The organism is Roseovarius sp. M141 (genome assembly GCF_024355225.1).
Lineage (GTDB): Bacteria > Pseudomonadota > Alphaproteobacteria > Rhodobacterales > Rhodobacteraceae > Roseovarius.
The window spans coordinates 3,458,884-3,478,640 of the sequence record NZ_VCNH01000008.1 but is presented as its reverse complement, the minus strand read 5'-3'; the positions used below and the strand labels follow the sequence as shown (position 1 = coordinate 3,478,640).

The window sequence follows — 19,757 nt, the reverse complement described above, 5'->3', positions numbered from 1 at the left end:
GTGGAGCCACGGTTGACCTTGACGGTTTTCTCCACGAGTGTCGTCCGATTGCACATGTGACACAAATGACAAGAAGGGCGCTGACCGATGGATTTCACCGAGTTGACGAAGGCGTTTGGCGCCTTCTTCGCCATCATGAACCCTTTCGTGAATTTGCCGATCTTTCTCGCACTCAGCGCAGGATTCTCGGTCGCGCAGCAGCGGGTGCTTGCGGTCAAAGTTACAATTTTTTCCGCGATCATGTGTGTGGTGATCCTGTTCGCCGGGCAGAAGATCATCAGCTTTTTCGGGATTTCGGTGGACCAGTTTCGCATCGCCGGGGGCGCTGTCCTGGCCCATATTGCATGGACCATGCTGAACGGCGGCAGCATCGCGTCTCATCACGGCAGCGGGCAGGAGAAGGACCAGATGAGCGATCTGTCCGGGCTCGCCTTTTATCCGATCACGTTTCCGATGATTGTGGGGCCTGGAACGATCGCGACGCTTATCATCTATACGGGCCATGCCAAGGGTCTGGACGACCTGCTATCCGTTGGCGCGGTGGTGGCGGCGATCCTCGTCCTGCTCTTTGTGGTCCTGTTCTTTGCGTCCTACTTTGGCAAGATCATGAGCGACACCATGCGGGTGATCATGTCGCGCTTGATGGGGATGATCCTGCTGGCGATCTCGGTCGAGATGATCGTGGCGGGTGTAAAAGCCGTTCTTCCGGGGCTGGGATGAAGCCGGGGCCGCAGTGACCTGTCACCCAATTCCGAGGGCTCATCAATGAAGATTTTCGACCCGGCCAATCATCTGCGCATCTGCAATCCTGCCGATGCCAATGGCAGCCGCTAACGCGCATCGAGATTTCAAAGGGTAGCCGATGACAGTTCTTCTGATTTTCCATGCGCTTTTGGTTGCGACCTTTACGGTCCGCATATTGCTGCGTGACGATCTGTCCCCGCCCGCACGGCTGGCATGGTTCATCATCCTGATACTGTTGCCCTATTTCGGAACAGTCATATACTCTCTGTTCGGCGAAATTGATATCGGCAGACGGGTGAAAAGGCGGCACAAGGAAGTCTTTGACGAGATCAGGGCCAAGGCGTCCAGCTACATGGGCGACGCTCGGAATGTCGACGGGTTAATCGCCCTGACCTACCGCCCGGCATTTCGCTATGCCGGGTCGATCAACGGATTCCATCCAGTGGACGGGAACGCGGCCGAATTGATGGCGGATGGCGATGCGACCCGCGCGCGCCTGGTGGCGGATATCGATGCGGCCACCGATCACGTGCATGTGCTGTACTACATCTGGCTGAGCGACATGACCGGCACCGATGTCGCCGAGGCATTGATCCGCGCGGCAGGGCGCGGGGTGACATGCCGCGCGATGGCTGACGGGTTGGGATCGCGCGCCTTGATCAAATCGCAGCTTTGGAAGCGCATGGACGACGCCGGGGTCAACCTTGCCATCGCGCTGTCGTTCAAGAACCTTCCGCGCGTCCTGCTGACCAGCCGTATCGATCTGCGCAACCATCGCAAGATCACCGTGATCGACGGCGTCATCACCTATTGCGGGAGCCGCAATTCGGCCGACCCGGAATTCCTTCCCAAAAAGAAATACGGACCTTGGGTCGATATCATGCTGCGGTTCACCGGGCCGGTCGTGGCGCAGAACCAACTATTGTTCGCCAGCGACTGGATGCAGGCAACGGGCGCGCCGCTGGACGGGATCAAGCTGACGGCCGAGCCGGTCAAAGGCGGGTTTCCGGCGCAGGTGATGGGCGTCGGTCCCACGGAACGCCACGCCGCCACGCCACAGCTTTTCGCAAATCTGATTGCCAGCGCACACACGACGCTGACCATTTCCACGCCCTATTTCGTGCCGGACATGACGTTGATGGACGCATTATGCGCAGCGGCCCTGCGCGGTGTCACCGTGACTCTGATCTATCCGGCGGCGAATGACAGCTGGATCGTCGCCGCCGCCAGCCGCAGCTACTATCACAAACTTCTGGATGCAGGATGCATCATTCACGAATTCAAGGGCGGGCTGCTACATGCCAAGACGCTGACGATAGACGGGCAGGTCTGTCTGATCGGATCCTCGAATCTCGACCTGCGCAGTTTCGACCTGAACTATGAAAACAACATCCTTTTGCATGATGAGGGCGTGACCCAAGCCGTGTTTGAGCGGCAACAGGACTACATCGGACGCTCGGAAGAGGTTGCGCTGCCCGCAGTTTTGGCCTGGCCCTGGCACAGACGCATCTGGCACAACGTCATCGCGACGATCGGCCCGGTGCTGTAGATCGGGATCAGGCAGGCGGCGCCAATGGCGCGGTTATGAGAAATCTCACAGATAGTTCGAAAATCTCATCAAGTGTGTGCTTGGGATGAGCTTGTTGATCCAGTTACGCCAGCCTGCGCGCACCACTCGACGGTGTTGATCCCGACCATGCGCGCGAACCGCCCCAGTTCGGCCTCCAGCCGCGTAAACCGGCCTGCACCCCAGCGCACGCCAGCCTCTGGCCAGAACCCGGTGACGCGCAGCCAGCCCTGCGGGCGGTTGGCTTTCAGTTCGATCCGGCCGACAAAGCGGTCGCCTTCCAGCAGCGGATACACGTAATAGCCCCAGCGCCGACGGGCGGCGGGCACGAACATCTCGTTCACATATTCAAACCCGAAAAGCCGCTTTAGCCGTGCCCGGTCGCGAATCGCCGGATCGAACGGGTTGAGGATGCGAAGCCGCCCGGTGGGTGCGGGCAGCGCGGCAAGGCGCGCGTTCAGATCCGGCGCGGCCAGCATGGTGCGCACCCGGCCATCGGCGTCGGTCACGCCAACCTGCCGAGGTGCGCGCCGCGCCATCCAGCCGCGCGTCTCGCCGGCATCCATTGCGCCCCAGAACCGTTGGACTTCGCCGCAGCTGGCCACGCCCAGCCGGTCCAGTGCCAGATCGCACAGTGCATCCATCTGCGCAGTATCGTCCATGTCCTGCGGCTGGTGGGTTGGAAAGACACGCTCGCCCAGATCGTAGAATTTCACGAAATTCTCGCGTCGGCAGGTCGCCAGATCGCCCGCATACCACATCTGATCCAGCGCCTTTTTATGGGGCGGGCGGGCCCACATCTCGCGGCTGGTGGCCTTGGTATCAAAAGCGTGGGTCGACAGTGGCCCTTCGGCGGCGATCCGGGCGCGGATGGCCTTGATTTCAGCCTGCCCCAGGCCGGACTGATACCACGCACCGCGCGCGGCATTGGCGCCCAGCCGTGCGAATTGCCGCTGCCAGAGCGGAAGGATATGCATTGGGATCAGCGACGCATCATGAGTGAAATGCTCAAACAGGTGCTGGCCCAGCAGCGGCCACAGCATGCCCTCGCGGTAGTTTGGATTGCGCGACCACAGGATGTGATTATGCGCGCGCGTGACGTTGCGGATCGTGTCGATTTGCAGAAAACCGATCTGCCGGATCAACGCCATCACATCTGGCGGTCCCGTTCCCACTTGGCTCAGACCGTTCGCGTGCAGCCACAGATGCCGCGCCGCCGGGTTGTCCAGAATGGTTGTCACGGCAGGCTGAGCTGTATCAGCGCCTCTTGCAGTTCGCGACCTTCCAGCGTCAGGACCGCCGCGATGAACAATTGCCCGGCCCGGCAGGCGCGCGCATTGTCGACGGTGCCCAGCCGGGCAAAGCTGTCCATGACCAGCGCGGCGTCAGGCACGGCCACGATGTAGCGGGTCAGCGCGGCAAAAATCGACGCCTCGGCCTTTGCGGCGCGCTTGGGTGTGGTGGTCAGCGGCCCGCGCTGGGCGCCCAGCTGCGCGGCGCGCAGTTGAATTCGGTAGTAATTGCGCAGCCCGGCCGTGTTCAGCCGTGCAGCGGCGCGCGCCGTCGTCTCGGCCATGCGTTCGGGCGACAAGGTGCCGCGCACGGCCTGACCGCACAGATGCGTCGGCATGGCGCCGAGAACGGTCTGTTCGACCAAATAGTAATAGTGCAAATCGCGTAGCGGCAGATGGGCCAGCCCCTGATCGATCACCCCCCACAGAAGGCCTTGCGTCCGCGCGATTGGCACGGGTGTCCCGGCCTGCACCGCCAGCACACGATCAGCGACATAGCCCGCGATGATCGGATCGCGCAGCATGTTCGCGGCGTGCTGCGTCGCCAGTTCCAGATTTTCACCCTTGAAGCCCAGCCTGCGCAGATCGGCGCGCACGGTCTCTTCCTCGTACATGCGGCCCAGCAGACGGATCAGGTCGGCGCGGCTGACCTCGCCGGTGGTCTGTGCCATCGCCGGTCCGGCCAACGGCGCGGTCAGCGGCAGGGCGCAGAGGAAAACGCGAAAGACCACAGAAAAGAGGGCCGAGGAAAACGCTGGAAAAATCACTGGTATGTGCCGCAAAGCCGGGCCTCCTGAAGAGTTTCGAGTTTAAGTTGATACACAACCTGGCGTCGAAATACTCGTAACATCGATACGTCGTGAGCGTTTCGGCGCATTGTCCCTGAGGCAACACTGTATCGAAACGCCTTTGCTTGTGCAGTCGCCCGAGGTTCTTGGGTAATATAAGGTGAAGGCCGCATGAAACCACCCCTAGAGGTTTGCGCGTGCGGTGCAAGCGCATCGTGCGGATCACCGCCTGCGCCCGCGCGGCAAGTCAACAGTGGAACTTGGGCCGAAACCTTGCTACCCATCGCGGCAACGCAGCAATTTCGAGGCCCGCCAGATGAGCGCCACAGCCCGACAGACCGCCCCGCTTCCTGCCGATATCCGCGCGATGAAGGGCGGCGCGCCCATCGTCAGCCTGACGGCCTATACCACGCCGATGGCGCGCATGATGGATGCGCATTGCGATTTCGTGCTGGTTGGCGACAGCGTCGGCATGGTGCTGCACGGCATGCCCTCGACGCTGGGCGTGACCATGGACATGATGGTGATGCACGGGCAGGCCGTCGCGCGCGGACTGGACACCGCGATGCTGGTCATCGATATGCCTTTCGGCAGTTACGAAGAGGATCCGCGCCAGGCCATGCAGAGCGCGTCGCGCATCATGCGCGAGACGGGCGCCGCGGCGGTCAAGCTGGAGGGGGGCGCGCATATGGCTGAAACCATTGCATTCCTCACGGCGCGCGGGGTGCCGGTGATGGCCCATATCGGCCTGACGCCACAGGCGGTCAACACGCTGGGCGGCTACAAGGTGCAGGGCAGGGGCGCGGGCGCCAAACATCTCAGCGAGGACGCGCAGGCGGTGGCCGATGCGGGCGCCTTTGCCGTGGTGCTGGAAAAGGTGCCCGCAGGCCTTGCCGACCGGATCACGGCGGAGATCGCCATTCCCACCATCGGCATCGGCGCGTCGGCAGGCTGCGACGGGCAGGTGTTGGTCGTGGATGACATGCTGGGACTGTTCACGGCGTTCAAGCCGAAATTCGTCAAGCGCTATGCGCAGTTGGGCACAGACGGCGAGGCGGCGATTGCCGCCTATGCCGCCGAGGTGCGCGCGCGCGCGTTCCCTGCGACTGAACACACCTTCGCCGACGAGGCGCCGACATCGGCTTCGGGCAAGGCAAGCGGCGCATGACCGCGCCGATTCTGCGCAGCCTGGTCGATCTGCGCGCCGCGACTGCGCCCTGGCAACGGGCAGGGCAGCGTATCGGCATCGTGCCGACGATGGGCGCGCTGCATGATGGCCATTTGTCGCTGATCGCCGCCGCCAAGCAGACATGCGAGCGCGTGATCGTGACGATCTTCGTCAACCCGCGCCAGTTCAGCTCGCCCGAGGATCTGGCCGGCTATCCGCGCACCGAACATGCCGACGCGGCAAAACTGGCCCGCTTTGATGTCGACGCGATCTATGTGCCCGACGGCGATCAGATGTATCCCGGCGGCTTTGCCACCACTGTCACCGTCTCGGGCCTGACCGAGGTCATGGATGGCATCCACCGCCCCGGCCATTTTCAAGGCGTGGCAACCGTGGTGGCCAAGCTGTTCGCCCAGACTTCGGCCACGGACGCATTTTTCGGGGAAAAGGACTATCAGCAGCTTCAGGTTGTCCGCCGCATGGCGCGCGATCTGGATATCCCGATCACCGTCCATGGCTGCCCTACAATCCGCGAGATCGACGGGCTTGCCATGTCCTCGCGCAATCTGCTGCTGTCGGACCGCGCCCGCACCATCGCGCCGGTTTTGATCGAGCAGATGGAAGAAATGTCCGAAGCCATCACAGCCGGTCAGGATTTCGCCGCTGCGCAGGAAGGCGCAATTGCCGCGCTAATGCGGGCAGGCTTTACCGGGGTCGATTATTTCGAGATGCGCGCGAATGACGATCTGGCGCTTCTGACCGCCGCCACCCAGCCCGCGCGCCTGTTTGCTGCGGCGTGGCTGGCCGGGGTGCGCCTGATCGACAATATCGCCATCCAAGGATAGCGCGATCCGCCCGGCGTCTTTCTGCTCTAAGGATCGCCGCCGCAGGTAAAGCGAAGCAGCCCCAGCGTGGGCGCGGTCTTTCTTGCCGTGCTCGGCAATTGCTCCAAAGCCGTCGCTGTCATCGCAATTGCGATGCTGTGGTTATGAGATGTGGACATGACATAGCCCCTCCTCTCATTCCCGAGAAAAGGCGACAGCATCACCCCTTTGGGTCAACCGCCCAGTGGGTTGTCGGCCATTTCGGCATCAACATGAGCGTCGATTGGCGTCTGATATGTCAATAGAAGGTATCCCAGGACAGAATAGAACCCGACGGTGGCGATCAGGTCTATCACGGCCGCGCGGCCGATGACGGCTGCCAGTTCCGCCTCCTGTTCCAGTGTTAAACGATTGTTGTCGATCAGTGCATCGACGGCGCGCACGATCAGGCCGTCTTCGCCATCGGGCATTTCGCGGATCGCCGCTATGCGGGCATCGTCCATGCCAATGGCCCGGGCCCGGCTTACGTGATGCGCCCATTCATAGTCCGATCCCAGACGGGCGGCGGTGCGCAGAATGACCACTTCTGCGCGCACGGGGCCAAGGCGGCTGTCTTTTACGATATGTTGGCGCAGCGGCGCCCAGGCTCGCAGCAGCGCGGGGTGGTGTGCCATCGTGCGGTACACGTTGAGCGCGCCCGCAAAGCCATCGCGCAGATCGGAAATCTGCGTGGGCCACTCAGCGTCGGTCAACGGAGGGCAAGGGGATTGAGTCACGAGCATAGCCTTCCAGTTGCCAGGCAAAACGGGCGTGAAACGACAGCCGTCAATCTGCCCATGTGGGGGTGATGGAACATATATCTCACCATATCAGCGCCTTATGCACCAAGCGCTTGGCGCGATCATCCTGCGCTTGAAGTGTGGTCGCAGGGTCGCCTGCAACTGTTGGGGTGAATCTGGCACGGGCGATCAGATAGCTCATCGCGCCGCCGTGACCTCGTGGATTGCCGTCGCGACGCGGTCAACGATCTGGTCGATATCCTCGGGCGTGCAAATATAGGGCGGGGCAAGCAGAACGTGATCGCCGTTAATCCCGTCAACCGTCCCGCCCATCGGATAGGTCAGCAGGCCACGCGCCATGGCGGCCTTCTTGATCTTCGCATGAATTTTCAGCGTTGGGTCAAAGGGTGCCTTGCTGCCTTTATCTGCTACAATCTCAATCCCGCGGAACAGGCCGCGGCCACGGATATCGCCCACATGGGGCGATTGTCCCAATGCCACCTCGAGGCCGGTTTGCAACCGCTCGCCCATGGCAAGCACATGCTGCATCATCCCGTCACGCGTCAGGATTTCCAGCACCTTGCCGGCTGCCGCCGCAGCGATCGGGTGGCCGATATAGGTGTGTCCGTGCTGGAACAGGCCTGACCCATCGCGAAACGCCTCAAATATCTTGCGCGCCAGCAGGACCGCCCCGATAGGTTGGAACCCGCCGCCCAGACCCTTGGCGATTGTCACGATATCTGGCACGATCCCTTCTTGCTCAAAGGCAAAAATCGTCCCTGTCCGACCCATGCCGCACATCACCTCGTCCAGGATCAACAAGACGCCGTATCGGTCGCAGATTTCGCGTATCCGGGTGAAATAGCCCTCGACGGCGGGCACCGCTCCCAGCGTGGCCCCGACGACAGGTTCGGCCACGAATGCCATTACCTGATCTTCGCCCAGTTTGCGGATCTTCGCCTCCAGCTCATCCGCCAGCCGCGTTGCGTAATGCGCGTCGCTTTCGCCCGCGTGCTGGTCACGATAGGCGTAGCAGGGCGAGACATGATGCGTTTCGGGCAGGATCGGCTGAAACTGCGCCCGCCGCATCGCGTTTCCGCCGGTCGCCAGCGCGCCGATGGTGTTGCCGTGATAGCTTTGCCGACGGGCAATGATATGGCGGCGCTGTGGCTGGCCAATTTCAACGAAATACTGCCGCGCCATCTTTAGCGCCGCCTCGACCGCTTCTGACCCGCCGGAGACAAGGTAAACATGGTCCAGTGTATCCGGGGCGCGGGCGGTCAGCCGATCTGCCAGATCCTCGGCCACATCGGTGGTGAAAAACGAGGTATGGGCATAGGAAAGTGCAGTCATCTGCGTTTGCATTGCCTCCAGCACCTCGGGGTGGTTGTGGCCAAGGCAACTCACAGCCGCGCCACCTGAGCCGTCGATATAAACGCGCCCTTCGCTATCGGTGATCGTGATGCCCTTGCCTGAAACAGCACGGGGGAGGTCTGCGCCGATGGAGCGGTGGAGAAGTGCGGTCATTCTGGGTTCCAGTTCGTCTGCCCTGCGGAGAATCATACCCGCGTCATGCCCATCATGCTACCAAACTCCGAGGTTGCAACAAGTGTTTCACTCACCTTCGGATGAAGCGATTGGTGTGCGAATGAGAATCTGATACATTCAGATCTTTCGCCAGCTTGGAGACATGGCAGGCTTCACTGAAAAACCTTGTGATCCCCTCCTTGCATGACAAAGCTGCGGAAGCATCAAAGGCAAAGAGGTGAATCGAATGTTGCAAAGCGAGTCCCTGAGCGACAGGATCATTGCCCGATTCGACGCCATGTCGCCGCAACTGCAACTGGCAGCGCGGCATGTGCTGGAAAACCCGCAGGAGGTGGCCCTGGTCTCGATGAGGCGGCTGGCGCGCAGTGCCGGGGTGCAACCTGCCACGATGACGCGCCTGGCTCAATTCCTTGGGCTGACAGGGTATGAGGACATCCGCGCCCATTATTCCGAGGCAATCCGGCTTCGCGCCGATGGCTTTGCCGCGCGGGCGAGGGAGCGCGATACTGCTGCGCCCGGCGCTCAGGGCGGGCTGGCCCAGCAGATGCTCCAAGGCCTCGCGTCTCAGGTCGCGCGGTTAAGCGAGCCGCAATCGCTTGCCCGGCTGCAAGCGGTGGCTGACCACCTGATCCGCGCCGACAAGATCTATGTGCTTGGGCTGCGCTCCTGTCACTCGGTGGCGTGGCATTTCCACTATGTCATGACGCTTTTGGGCGAAAAGACCGTTCATCTTGACGGCCCTGCCGGCACCGGTGCGGATGGGCTTTTGCGGTCAGATGCGCAGGATGTTCTACTTGCGATCTCGGTCAGTCCCTATTGCGTCCAGACGCTTGAACTGGCCGATCTGGCGCGCGCAAAGGGCATGACTGTCGTCTCCATCACCGACAGCGAAGTTTCCCCCCTCATCGCCATTTCCGAAGTGTCCATCCTGTTCTCGATCGAGAGCCAGACGTTTTTCCACACGCTGACCCCCGCCCTTGCGATCTCGGAAGTATTGTGCGGGCTGATTGCGGACAACGACCGGCACGCGGCGCTGGACGCGCTACAGCGGGCGGACCGGCATCTGCAAATGCTCAAAACCTACGCCAACACGATCCCGCACCGCAGGATTTGAAATCTGAGTCCCTTCCTGAAACAATGGGGATTCATTGATTAAAGCGTTCTTTCAGTTCACCCACCTCCCTGCACCGGTTCTGCGCAGGGAGTATTTGGGGAAAACTGAAGGCCCCGGGGCAGGGTTATCCGATGTCGAACTGTAGCGGTTTGATCTGCCGGAAAAGATCCGTGCTTTGCAGCGCATCTATCGCCTTTTGCGGGACCGGAGCATCGACATAAAGCAGCGCGATCGCCTCGCCGCCCGCACTGGACCGGCCGAGGGTAAAGTTGGCGATGTTCACGCCATTTTCGCCCATCGTCTGGCCCAGTGCACCGATGATGCCCGGCTGGTCGTTGTTGGTGACGTAGAGCATATGCGCGCCAATTTCGGCGTCGATGTTGATGCCCTTGATCTGGATGAAGCGCGGCTTGCCGTCCGAGAAAATAGTGCCGCCGATCGACCGCTCACGCTTGTCGGTGACGACCGTCAGCTTGATATAGCCCTCGAAAACGCCGGATTTGTCCTGATGTGTGGTGCTGATCTTGATGCCGCGTTCCTTGGCCACGACGGGCGCGCTGACCATGTTTATCTCGGGGTTCACCGCTTTCATGATGCCCGCGACGCTGGCCGAGGTCAGGGCGGGCAGGTTCATCTGGCTGACTGCGCCGTCATAGAGGATGTTGATCGCCTTGACCGGCTCGTCCGTCATCTGGCCGATGAAGGCGCCCAGATGGGCGGCCAGTTTGATCCAGGGGCCCATCACCTTGGCTTCCTCGGCGGAAACGGACGGCATGTTCAGCGCATTGGTCACCGCGCCGGTCAACAGATAGTCCGACATCTGTTCGGCCACTTGCAGGGCGACGTTTTCCTGCGCCTCGGTTGTCGCTGCGCCCAGATGGGGCGTGCAGACGACGTTTGGCAGGCCGAAGAGCGGGCTGTCGGTCGCAGGCTCGACCTCGAACACGTCAAAGGCCGCGCCGGCGATGTGGCCCGATTCCAGCAGATCGGCGACCGCCGCCTCGTCCACCAGACCGCCGCGGGCGCAGTTGATGATGCGCACGCCTTTCTTGGTTTTCTCCAGATTTTCGCGGCTGAGGATGTTGCGCGTCTGGTCCGTCAGCGGCACGTGCAGGGTGATGAAATCGGCGCGCGCCAGCACGTCGTCCAATTCGACCTTTTCGACGCCCATCTTGTCGGCCTTCGCCTCGCTGAGGAAGGGATCATAGGCGATCACCTTCATCTTGAGGCCCCGCGCGCGATCACAGACGATTCCGCCGATATTGCCCGCGCCGATGACGCCCAGCGTCTTGGCCGTCAGTTCGGTTCCCATGAAGCGCGATTTCTCCCACTTGCCCGCATGGGTCGAGGCATTGGCATCCGGGATCTGGCGCGCGACGGCGAACATCAGCGCGATGGCATGTTCGGCTGTCGTGATCATGTTGCCAAAGGGCGTGTTCATCACGATCACGCCCTTTTTGCTGGCCGCGACCTTGTCGATATTGTCGGTGCCGATCCCGGCGCGGGCGATCACTTTCAGCTTGTGCGCATTGGCGAGGATTTTTTCGGTGACCTTGGTGGCAGACCGGATGGCGAGGCCGTCATAGTCGCCGATGACGTCGGCCAGACGGTCCTTGTCCTTGCCCAGATCGGGCTGAAAATCCACGTCGATGCCGCGATCGCGAAAAATCTGCACGGCGGTTTCAGACAGCTTGTCGGATACGAGAACTTTGGGAGCCATTTTTAGCGTCCTTATGGAATATGGGGAGGGGGCGGGCCACAGGCCCGCCGAATATCATGCGGCCTGCGCGGCCAGTTCGGCGTGGTAGGCCCATTCGATCCAAGGCATCAGCGCCTGAATGTCGGACGTCTCGACCGTGCCACCGCACCAGATGCGCAGGCCCGGCGGTGCGTCGCGATAGGCGCCGATGTCATAGGCGGCGCCCTCGGCCTCCAGCCGTTTCGCGACCGCCTTGGCGAATGCCGCACCATCGCTGATCTGCGGATCGGTGAAGCGCAGGCAGACGGACGTGTTCGAGCGTGTCGCAGGATCCTGAGCCAGATTCGCGATCCAGTCGTGATCGCTGCAGAAATCCGCAACGACGCCTGCATTGGCATCGGCGCGTTCGATCAGGCCGGACAGGCCGCCGACGGATTGCGCCCAATCCAGCGCCAGCAGATAATCCTCGACCGCCAGCATGGAGGGGGTGTTAATCGTCTCGCCCTTGAAAATCCCCTCGATCAGCTTGCCACTCTTAGTCAGGCGGAAAATCTTGGGCATCGGCCATGGGGGGGTGTACGATTCCAGCCGCTCTACGGCGCGCGGGGATAGCACGATCATGCCATGCGCAGCCTCGCCGCCCAGCACCTTTTGCCAGCTGAAGGTGGTCACATCCAGCTTGTCCCACGGCAGATCCTGCGCAAAGGCGGCAGAGGTGGCATCGCAGATGGTCAGGCCCTTGCGATTGGCGTCAATCCAGTCTCCGTTTATCACGCGCACGCCGGATGTGGTGCCATTCCAGGTGAAAACCACGTCATTATGGCTGTCGATGCCGCCGAGATCGACGATTTCGCCATACTCGGCGGTCTTGACCTCGGCATCCAGTTTCAACTGTTTGACCGCGTCGGTGATCCAGCCCGCGCCAAAGGATTCCCACGCCAGCATTTCCACCTTGCGCGGGCCCAGCAGTGACCACATCGCCATCTCGACAGCGCCGGTGTCGGAGGCGGGCACGATGCCGATGCGGTAGCTATCGGGGATGCCCAGAACGGCGCGGGTGCCGTCGATCGCGGCCTTCAGCCGCTCCTTGCCCACAGATGCGCGGTGACTGCGGCCCAAGGGTGCGCCAGCCAGTTTTTCGAGTGCGAATGCAGGGGGTTTGGCACAGGGGCCAGAGGAGAAACGCGGGTTTGCAGGCCGCAATTCGGGCTTGCGCACGTCAGTGCGCGCCGGGTCGTCAATAGCCATTTAGCTATCCTTCCAGATAAGCGCCCTTCGTTGGGGAAGGGTGTCCCGCCGCAAACGCTATGCGCCGTCCGGCCCTTTCGCAAGCCGTTATTTCGGGCTATAGCGTCGCGGCGGGATAATTGTGCGACCTGCGCATCAAGGCCGGAGCCATTCACCCATGTTCACAGCCACCCTGATCGCCCGCCCCGGCGGGTTGGAGCCAAGCCTGACCGAAAGCCTGCGCAACGCGTGGGGCGGCGGCGATGTGCAGTGGTTGTCCCCTGACGAGGCGGCGGAATTTACCCTGGCGCAGCGGCCCGGCAACCTGTGGGATGTCTGGCAGGATGTTCAGGGGTTGGGCGTCGATCTGGCGGTGCAGGCCACGGAGGGGCGGCGCAAGCGGATGTTGCTGGCCGATATGGACAGCACGATGATTCAGCAGGAATGCATCGACGAACTGGCCGAGGTCGCGGGCGTCGGCGATCAAGTGCGCGCGATCACCGCCCGCGCGATGAATGGCGAGCTGGATTTCGAGGGCGCATTGCTGGAGCGTATGGCCCTGCTCAAGGGGTTGCCCGAGGCGGTGATTTCCGACGTGCTGCGGAGCCGCATCACCCATGCGCCGGGGGGGCGCATATTGGTTGCGACGATGCGCGGCAATGGCGCGCATACGGCGCTGGTATCGGGTGGGTTCACCGCCTTTACCGGGCCGGTCGCCGCTGCGCTGGGCTTTGACGAGGATCGTGCGAATGTGCTGGGAATCGCCGATGGCGTGCTGACCGGCGATGTCGCCCGGCCCATTCTGGGACGGCAGGCCAAGATCGACGCGCTGGATGAGATCACGGCGCGGTTGGGTATCGGCGCGGCGGACGTGATGGCCGTGGGCGACGGGGCCAATGATCTGGGCATGCTCGGGCGCGCCGGCGCCGGCGTCGCGCTGCATGCCAAGCCGTCCGTGGCGGCCCAGTGCGATCTGCGGATCAACCACGGCGATCTGACGGCGCTGCTGTATTTGCAGGGCTATGCGCGGTCCGAGTTTCTGACCGGCTGACAGGGCGGGGTTGCGCCGCTATCATTGTGCCAGCCTGCCCCGGCTGATCTGGCCTGATGAGGGCAGGCAAAACGCAAGGGAGCGTATACCATGTCCAGCACTTTTCTTTTTGTCTATCACGGTGGCGGTATGCCCGAGACGCCCGAAGAGGGCGAGCGGGCCATGGCCGCATGGCAGGCCTGGATGGACGGGGTCGGCGATGCCATGGTCGACAGCGGCAATCCGGTGGGAATGTCCAAGACCGTCGGCGTCGACGGTGTGACCGACAATGGCGGGGCAAACCCGACCTCGGGCTATACCATCGTGCGTGCCGACGGCATCGACGCAGCGTGTGAAATCGCCAAGGGGTGCCCGATTCTGGAGGGCGGCAAGGGTACGATCGAGGTGGCCGAGATCATTCAGATGTGATGTTGCGGCCCACTGGCGGCGGGCGTCCTATGCCAGCAGCCCGGCTGCTGGTTTGATCATGCCCGCCTCGATCCCGCGCCAGCTGCGTATCGTCTTGTTCATGAATTTGCGGGTCGCAGGATGCTCGGGGTCCAGCACGCCCAGCCGCACCAAAAGCGCGGCAATGGCGCATTCGGACGCGCGGTCAGCTCCATCCGCGACCTTCAGCGCGATGCCCAGGCCGAGGCCCGGAATGATTGCGATGAAAAATGCCTCGGCCCCGGTTTTCAGCGCCACGGGTTGATTGCAGGCGCGCATCAGTTCGGTGCAGGCGCGCCCTTCGCCGGCGACCAGATCGGGGTGGGCGATCATCGCGTCGCGCAGGCGCGCGGCGGCGGTCTGCCGCGCATCCGCGCCCTCGCGCGCATTGGCAAAGAATGCCATCGCGCGGCCCATACCGTGCAGGGTGGTCAGAAAATTCGGGGCTGAACAGCCATCGATGCCGTAGCCGGGGCTGGAGTGCTGAGTTACCTCCTCGAACGCGCGCAGGCAGGCCTGCTGCACGGGGTGATCGACCTCGATATAGTCGGGTTCGGCGCCCAAATGCTGGTTCAGCGTTAGAAACCCTGCATGCTTGCCCGAGCAGTTGTTGTGCAGCTGGCAGGGCGCCTCATAGGCGCGAATCAGGGCATGCGCGGCCTCTTCGTCCTTGGGCATGTGGCTGCCGCAACGGAAATCCGGCTCGCGCAGGCCCAGCCCTTCGACCCATTTCGCCACGCGCGCAGTGTGGATGGCCGCGCCGTTATGCGACGCGCAGGCCAGCGCCAGATGTTCGGGCCCCAGCCCGGCGGCATCCGCCGCGCCGCTTTCCACCAGCGGCAGCGCCTGAAGCATCTTGCACGACGAGCGCGGATAAACCTGCACGTCCGGATCGCCCCACGCCTGAACGATCTCGCCGCCCGGCCCGCAGATCACGGCATGCCCCAGATGCAGGCTTTCGGCTATCGGGCCGCGCCAGATTTCGGTCATGGGAACGGGGGGCAGGGCGGCAAGTGTCATGGTCTGGCTCCTTGGCGAGGCAATGTGCGGGTTTCCGCCAATTCATTCTTTCGTTTCTGGCACGATTTGGGCTATTGATGCACTGTCGAGAAGAACCGCGCGCTTGCCAAGAGCAAAACCCCGGTAACAGGGGCGGCCTGCGGGCGCGACTGAATTGAGGCTCATGACAGCTTGGAGGCTGCACAAGATATGGCATCACCTGTGACGCGCGGCGCGCTGTGCGCGGCAATTTCCGCATTTGCACTAACCGGTTTCGGTGCGGCAACCCCCGCATCGGCCCAATCCGAAAGCACAAATCAGGTCGCCGCAAAAACGGCCTGGAGCGTTTTCACCGAAAAAACCCCGCGTGAATGCTGGACCGTGTCCGCGCCCACCGAAACCGTCAACACCAAGGGCGGCAAGGTCGTGGCCGTGCGCCGTGGCGAAATCCTGTTCATGACGTTCTTTCGCCCCGATGCGGGGGTGCGCGGTCAGGTGGCCTTTACCGGCGGGTACCCCTTTGCCGACGGCTCGACCGTGGATGTGAGCATCAGCGGCGAGAAGTTCCAGCTTTATACCGAAAAGGATTGGGCCTGGCCCGCCAGTGCCGATGACGACGCCAAGATCATCGCCGCGATGAAGCGTGGCTCGGACGCGGTGCTGACGGCACGGTCCGGTCGCGGCACCCAGACCAAGGACACGTTTTCGCTGATCGGCTATACTGCCGCGATGGAAGAGGCGCAGAAGCGCTGCCAGTAAGGCGGCAGTCTGAACGGGAATTGCGGGGCGGTCCGGTTGGGCCGCTCCTTTTCATTTGCCTGCCAGACCCTTTGGCATTACGCGGCGAATCCTATATAGGGCAATATCCGATGCTGAAAGGCCCGCCCAGATGACCCATACCGCCCCGATCACCCAGGACCTCGTGACCCTCCCGCGCAAGGTGCCGGAGGGCAAGCCGAACCTGATCGGTCTGACGCGCGATGCGCTGCGCCAGATCCTGATCGATCATGGCACGCCCGAAAAGCAGGCCAAGATGCGCGCCGGCCAGATCTGGCAGTGGGTGTACCAGTGGGGCATCCGCGATTTCACGCAGATGACCAACCTCGCCAAGGGCTACCGCGTTGAACTGGACGAGAAATTCACGCTCGACATCCCCGAGGTCGTCAGCCGCCAGGTCAGCAGCGATGGCACCCGCAAATATCTGGTGCGTATCGCTGGCGGTCACGAGGTCGAGGTTGTCTATATCCCCGAAGATTCGCGCGGCACGCTGTGCATTTCGTCGCAGGTCGGTTGCACGCTGACCTGTTCGTTCTGCCATACCGGCACGCAAAAACTGGTGCGCAACCTGACAGCGGGCGAAATCGTCGGCCAGATCATGGTCGCGCGCGACGATTTGGGCGAGTGGCCCGAACAAGGCGCGCCCAAGGACGAAACCCGCCTGCTGAGCAATATCGTGCTGATGGGCATGGGGGAGCCGCTGTATAATTTCGAGAATGTGCGTGACGCGATGAAGATCGCGATGGATCCCGAGGGCATCCAGCTCAGCCGCCGCCGGATTACCCTGTCCACCTCCGGCGTGGTGCCGGAAATCCACCGCACGGCGGCCGAAATCGGCTGTATGCTGGCCGTCAGTTTCCACGCCACCACGGACGAGGTGCGCGACGGGCTGGTGCCGATCAACAAGAAATGGAACATCGCCGCCCTGCTGGAGGCGCTCAAAGCCTACCCGAAGGTCAGCAATTCCGAGCGGATCACGTTTGAATATGTCATGCTGAACGGGGTCAACGACAGCGACGAAGACGCCCGCCGTCTGGTCAAGCTGATCGAAGGCATCCCGGCCAAGATCAACCTGATTCCCTTCAACGAATGGCCCGGCGCGCCCTACAAGCGCAGCTCCAATAACCGCATCCACGCCTTTGCCGACATCATTTACAAGGCCGGCTATGCCAGCCCCATCCGCACCCCGCGCGGCGAAGATATCATGGCGGCCTGCGGCCAATTGAAATCCGCAACCGAACGTGCGCGCAAATCACGGCGCCAGATCGAGGCTGAAACCGGGCCGAACTGACGCACCGCCCGTTTTCCCCGCAAGTGATCGTTTTTCGCTGGGGTGCAACGCGCACGCGATACGTGCCGGATCCGGTTCGGGCCATGTGCCGCAGTCAAACCGACCGCGGCACATGACAGAAGGTGTGGCCGCTACAGGTCGCTGTGCCAGTTGTCGATGATCTCGACGGCCTCGGCAGCAGTTTCGACAAACTTGAACAGGTCCAGATCCTCTTGGCTGATCGTGCCGGCATCTGCCAGCGCCTCCCAGTTGATGATCTTGCGCCAGAATTCTTCGCCGAACAGCAGGAAGGGCATGCGCTTCATCCGGTCGGTCTGAATCAGCGTCAGCGCCTCGAACGTTTCGTCCAGGGTGCCGAACCCGCCGGGAAACACGCAAATGGCGCGTGCGCGCATCAGGAAATGCATCTTGCGGATCGCGAAATAGTGAAAGTTGAAGCAAAGGCCGGGCGTGACATACTCGTTTGGTGCCTGTTCATGCGGCAGCACGATGTTCAGGCCGATCGACGCGCCCCCCGCGTCAGCCGCGCCGCGATTGCCGGCCTCCATCACGCCGGGGCCGCCGCCCGTCGCCACCACGAATTCGCGCCCGTAGGCCGCCATCGACCGCTCGGTCATCAGGCGCGCGAAAATGCGCGCCTCGTCATAATATTTTGACAGACCGGCCAGCGTTTCGGTACGTGCCTCGGCCTTTTTCGACGGTTCGGGAATGCGCGCGCCCCCGAACAGCACCACGGTGCTTTTGATTCCGCGCTCGTTCAGGATCAACTCGGGCTTGAGCAATTCCAGTTGCAAACGCACCGGGCGCAGATCCTCGCGGCACATGAAATCCATGTCATTGAAAGCCAGCCGATAGGCCGGCGCGCGCGTCTGCGGTGTATCCGGCACCTGCTCGGCGGTACTGCGGTCTGATCCGGCGTCGCGAAACTGGCTCGTACGGTTGTCTTTCATGCGCGCTCTTCCCTGGCTGCTAAGTTGTTACCAGAACTATCCGGTTGCCAGTGAATTGACCAGCGCCGGAGGGCTGGTCACGGGCGCTGCCCGGTTTTGCCGCATTTTGCACCGCCTGCGACGCATTGCGCGTTGCGCGCAGCGTGCCTATACCCGATCCCAACCCAAAGCGATTTTTCGAAAGGTCCGCTGCCATGTCCAACGCTCAGCTTGAAATTGCCATCGACACCGCCTGGGAGGCGCGCGACCAGATCACGCCCGAAACAAAGGGCGAGACACGCGACGCCATCGAGGCGACGCTGGACGCGCTGGACAGTGGCACGCTGCGCGTCGCCGAGCGGGGCGAGGATGGCACCTGGCACGTGAACCAGTGGGCCAAGAAGGCGGTTCTGCTGGGCTTTCGCCTGAAGAACATGGAGCGCCAGCCCGGCAGCGCGCAGGGCGGTGCCTGGTGGGACAAGGTCGACAGCAAGTGGAAGGATTGGGGCGACGCCGAATGGCAGAAGGCCGGTTTCCGCGCCGTTCCCAACTGCATCGTGCGCCGCTCGGCCTATATCGCGCCGGACGTGGTGCTGATGCCGTCTTTCGTCAATCTGGGCGCTTATGTGGATAGCGGCACCATGGTCGACACATGGGCGACTGTCGGCAGCTGCGCGCAGATTGGCAAGAACGTGCATCTGTCGGGCGGCGTCGGCATCGGCGGCGTGCTGGAACCGATGCAGGCCGGCCCCACGATCATCGAGGATAACTGCTTTATCGGGGCCCGCTCCGAGGTGGTCGAAGGCTGCATCGTGCGCGAGGGCAGCGTTCTGGGCATGGGCGTCTTTATCGGCCAGTCGACCAAGATCGTCGATCGCGAGACGGGCGAGGTCATGTATGGCGAGGTTCCCTCCGGTTCGGTCGTCGTGGCCGGGTCGATGCCCTCCAAGAACGGGATCAATCTCTACTGCGCCGTCATCGTCAAGCGCGTGGACGAGCGGACCCGCTCCAAGACGTCGATCAACGAGCTGCTGCGCACCTGATGGAAGGCAAGCCCAAACCAAAGGCGCCCAAGCGGCAGGAGGTCTACACCCTTCTGGTTGAAATCGGCCGCAAGGCCGGGGACGGCCTGCCCAAGGGCGCCACCGGCGCCGCGCTGGTGATCTATGCCAGCGGCGTGGACGAGGGCGAGGCCGTGCGCGAAACGGTTGCGATCCTCAAACAGGCCGACACCGCGCCGCTGGATGTTTCGGGCTATGGCACCCTGGCCGAGCGCGAGGCCGAGGGGCATGAGATCGCCGATGAGGACCGCGCGCTGATGCAACGCGCGCTGGACGAGAACGCGGTGATCGTCGCGCAGATGACGCCGTTTTTCGGCGACGAGCCAGACGACGATCCCGAGGCGGACTGAACCGCCAGACGGAACGGGTGTGATTGGCGGCGATTTCGGGATAGTCCTGCGAGGCAAGGACCATCTGGCAATGGGTATTTCTGCGACGGCCCCGCCTTTTACCAAAGCTCCGCGATCCGGCGA

Annotated in this window: 19 protein-coding genes; 11 read left to right on the top strand and 8 right to left on the bottom strand. The window is 62.6% G+C overall.

Features of this window, described 5'->3' with window-relative positions:
• Positions 1-87 precede the first annotated feature (87 nt).
• A complete protein-coding gene (locus FGD77_RS20955) occupies positions 88-720 on the top strand; it encodes a MarC family protein (protein ID WP_255013598.1) in 633 nt (210 codons plus the stop codon).
• A 142-nt stretch (positions 721-862) separates the two neighbouring features.
• A complete protein-coding gene (gene cls, locus FGD77_RS20950) occupies positions 863-2,293 on the top strand; it encodes a cardiolipin synthase (RefSeq protein WP_255013596.1) in 1,431 nt (476 codons plus the stop codon).
• Positions 2,294-2,361: 68 nt separating this feature from the next.
• Here cls and FGD77_RS20945 read toward each other — a convergent pair whose 3' ends face one another.
• Together FGD77_RS20945 and FGD77_RS20940 are read right to left on the bottom strand one after the other, a co-directional pair.
• Positions 2,362-3,552 (bottom strand): crosslink repair DNA glycosylase YcaQ family protein, encoded by a 1,191-nt coding sequence (locus tag FGD77_RS20945; protein WP_255013594.1) that lies wholly within the window; start codon positions 3,550-3,552, stop codon positions 2,362-2,364.
• Positions 3,549-4,385 (bottom strand): hypothetical protein, encoded by an 837-nt coding sequence (locus tag FGD77_RS20940; RefSeq protein WP_255013591.1) that lies wholly within the window; start codon positions 4,383-4,385, stop codon positions 3,549-3,551. The genes FGD77_RS20945 and FGD77_RS20940 overlap by 4 nt, the downstream gene beginning before the upstream one ends.
• 322 nt (positions 4,386-4,707) lie before the next feature.
• Between FGD77_RS20940 and panB the strand changes: the two genes are divergently transcribed.
• Positions 4,708-5,559 carry a 3-methyl-2-oxobutanoate hydroxymethyltransferase gene (panB, locus tag FGD77_RS20935; RefSeq protein WP_255013589.1) on the top strand — a complete coding sequence of 284 codons (852 nt, stop codon included), beginning with the start codon at positions 4,708-4,710 and terminating at the stop codon, positions 5,557-5,559.
• Positions 5,556-6,404, top strand: coding sequence for a pantoate--beta-alanine ligase (gene panC / locus FGD77_RS20930; protein ID WP_255013587.1), 849 nt, complete (start codon positions 5,556-5,558; stop codon positions 6,402-6,404). The genes panB and panC overlap by 4 nt, the downstream gene beginning before the upstream one ends.
• A gap of 212 nt (positions 6,405-6,616) precedes the next feature.
• Here the strand turns inward: panC and FGD77_RS20925 are convergent, their stop codons facing one another.
• Complete coding sequence (locus FGD77_RS20925; protein WP_255013586.1) at positions 6,617-7,159, bottom strand: carboxymuconolactone decarboxylase family protein; 543 nt, start codon at positions 7,157-7,159, stop codon at positions 6,617-6,619.
• A gap of 201 nt (positions 7,160-7,360) precedes the next feature.
• Positions 7,361-8,689 (bottom strand): aspartate aminotransferase family protein, encoded by a 1,329-nt coding sequence (locus FGD77_RS20920; protein WP_255013584.1) that lies wholly within the window; start codon positions 8,687-8,689, stop codon positions 7,361-7,363.
• 247 nt (positions 8,690-8,936) lie between these two features.
• Between FGD77_RS20920 and FGD77_RS20915 the strand changes: the two genes are divergently transcribed.
• Positions 8,937-9,824 (top strand): MurR/RpiR family transcriptional regulator, encoded by an 888-nt coding sequence (locus FGD77_RS20915; protein WP_255013581.1) that lies wholly within the window; start codon positions 8,937-8,939, stop codon positions 9,822-9,824.
• 124 nt (positions 9,825-9,948) lie between these two features.
• Here the strand turns inward: FGD77_RS20915 and serA are convergent, their stop codons facing one another.
• Both serA and FGD77_RS20905 read right to left on the bottom strand, forming a co-directional pair.
• Entirely contained in the window at positions 9,949-11,544 is a 1,596-nt protein-coding gene (serA, locus tag FGD77_RS20910; protein WP_255013579.1) for a phosphoglycerate dehydrogenase, read from the bottom strand.
• 54 nt (positions 11,545-11,598) lie between these two features.
• Positions 11,599-12,771 (bottom strand): phosphoserine transaminase, encoded by a 1,173-nt coding sequence (locus tag FGD77_RS20905; protein WP_255013576.1) that lies wholly within the window; start codon positions 12,769-12,771, stop codon positions 11,599-11,601.
• 157 nt (positions 12,772-12,928) lie between these two features.
• Here FGD77_RS20905 and serB point away from each other — a divergent pair, with 157 nt between their 5' ends.
• Both serB and FGD77_RS20895 read left to right on the top strand, forming a co-directional pair.
• Positions 12,929-13,801 carry a phosphoserine phosphatase SerB gene (serB, locus tag FGD77_RS20900; protein WP_255013573.1) on the top strand — a complete coding sequence of 291 codons (873 nt, stop codon included), beginning with the start codon at positions 12,929-12,931 and terminating at the stop codon, positions 13,799-13,801.
• A 90-nt stretch (positions 13,802-13,891) separates the two neighbouring features.
• A complete protein-coding gene (locus FGD77_RS20895; protein WP_255013568.1) occupies positions 13,892-14,209 on the top strand; it encodes a YciI family protein in 318 nt (105 codons plus the stop codon).
• Positions 14,210-14,236: 27 nt separating this feature from the next.
• Here FGD77_RS20895 and FGD77_RS20890 read toward each other — a convergent pair whose 3' ends face one another.
• The gene (locus tag FGD77_RS20890) at positions 14,237-15,247 is read right to left on the bottom strand and encodes an asparaginase (protein WP_255013564.1); all 1,011 of its coding nucleotides are present in this window, start codon (positions 15,245-15,247) and stop codon (positions 14,237-14,239) included.
• A 189-nt stretch (positions 15,248-15,436) separates the two neighbouring features.
• On the opposite strand from FGD77_RS20890, the gene FGD77_RS20885 reads away from it, so the two are divergent.
• Together FGD77_RS20885 and rlmN are read left to right on the top strand one after the other, a co-directional pair.
• On the top strand, positions 15,437-15,985 hold the full coding sequence (locus FGD77_RS20885; RefSeq protein WP_255013561.1) for an invasion associated locus B family protein: 549 nt from the start codon (positions 15,437-15,439) through the stop codon (positions 15,983-15,985).
• Positions 15,986-16,115: 130 nt separating this feature from the next.
• Positions 16,116-17,294 carry a 23S rRNA (adenine(2503)-C(2))-methyltransferase RlmN gene (gene rlmN, locus FGD77_RS20880; RefSeq protein WP_255013557.1) on the top strand — a complete coding sequence of 393 codons (1,179 nt, stop codon included), beginning with the start codon at positions 16,116-16,118 and terminating at the stop codon, positions 17,292-17,294.
• A gap of 131 nt (positions 17,295-17,425) precedes the next feature.
• Here the strand turns inward: rlmN and FGD77_RS20875 are convergent, their stop codons facing one another.
• Positions 17,426-18,244, bottom strand: a complete 819-nt coding sequence (locus tag FGD77_RS20875) for an LOG family protein (RefSeq protein ID WP_255013551.1) — start codon at positions 18,242-18,244, stop codon at positions 17,426-17,428.
• 194 nt (positions 18,245-18,438) lie between these two features.
• Between FGD77_RS20875 and dapD the strand changes: the two genes are divergently transcribed.
• On the top strand, positions 18,439-19,266 hold the full coding sequence (gene dapD / locus FGD77_RS20870; RefSeq protein ID WP_255013550.1) for a 2,3,4,5-tetrahydropyridine-2,6-dicarboxylate N-succinyltransferase: 828 nt from the start codon (positions 18,439-18,441) through the stop codon (positions 19,264-19,266).
• Complete coding sequence (locus FGD77_RS20865; protein ID WP_255013545.1) at positions 19,266-19,634, top strand: hypothetical protein; 369 nt, start codon at positions 19,266-19,268, stop codon at positions 19,632-19,634. Before dapD ends, FGD77_RS20865 begins: the two co-directional genes overlap by 1 nt.
• Positions 19,635-19,757: the final 123 nt, after the last annotated feature.

Excerpts from the sequence above, each read along its gene's own strand:
- FGD77_RS20915 (WP_255013581.1), top strand. The coding sequence starts at position 8,937 with ATGTTGCAAAGCGAGTCCCTGAGCGACAGGATCATTGCCCGATTCGAC.
- FGD77_RS20890 (WP_255013564.1), bottom strand. The coding sequence starts at position 15,247 with ATGACACTTGCCGCCCTGCCCCCCGTTCCCATGACCGAAATCTGGCGC.
- serA (WP_255013579.1), bottom strand. The coding sequence starts at position 11,544 with ATGGCTCCCAAAGTTCTCGTATCCGACAAGCTGTCTGAAACCGCCGTG.
- panB (WP_255013589.1), top strand. The coding sequence starts at position 4,708 with ATGAGCGCCACAGCCCGACAGACCGCCCCGCTTCCTGCCGATATCCGC.
- FGD77_RS20885 (WP_255013561.1), top strand. The coding sequence starts at position 15,437 with ATGGCATCACCTGTGACGCGCGGCGCGCTGTGCGCGGCAATTTCCGCA.
- serB (WP_255013573.1), top strand. The coding sequence starts at position 12,929 with ATGTTCACAGCCACCCTGATCGCCCGCCCCGGCGGGTTGGAGCCAAGC.
- FGD77_RS20895 (WP_255013568.1), top strand. The coding sequence starts at position 13,892 with ATGTCCAGCACTTTTCTTTTTGTCTATCACGGTGGCGGTATGCCCGAG.
- FGD77_RS20955 (WP_255013598.1), top strand. The coding sequence starts at position 88 with ATGGATTTCACCGAGTTGACGAAGGCGTTTGGCGCCTTCTTCGCCATC.
- rlmN (WP_255013557.1), top strand. The coding sequence starts at position 16,116 with ATGACCCATACCGCCCCGATCACCCAGGACCTCGTGACCCTCCCGCGC.
- dapD (WP_255013550.1), top strand. The coding sequence starts at position 18,439 with ATGTCCAACGCTCAGCTTGAAATTGCCATCGACACCGCCTGGGAGGCG.
- panC (WP_255013587.1), top strand. The coding sequence starts at position 5,556 with ATGACCGCGCCGATTCTGCGCAGCCTGGTCGATCTGCGCGCCGCGACT.
- FGD77_RS20905 (WP_255013576.1), bottom strand. The coding sequence starts at position 12,771 with ATGGCTATTGACGACCCGGCGCGCACTGACGTGCGCAAGCCCGAATTG.
- FGD77_RS20865 (WP_255013545.1), top strand. The coding sequence starts at position 19,266 with ATGGAAGGCAAGCCCAAACCAAAGGCGCCCAAGCGGCAGGAGGTCTAC.
- FGD77_RS20920 (WP_255013584.1), bottom strand. The coding sequence starts at position 8,689 with ATGACCGCACTTCTCCACCGCTCCATCGGCGCAGACCTCCCCCGTGCT.
- cls (WP_255013596.1), top strand. The coding sequence starts at position 863 with ATGACAGTTCTTCTGATTTTCCATGCGCTTTTGGTTGCGACCTTTACG.
- FGD77_RS20875 (WP_255013551.1), bottom strand. The coding sequence starts at position 18,244 with ATGAAAGACAACCGTACGAGCCAGTTTCGCGACGCCGGATCAGACCGC.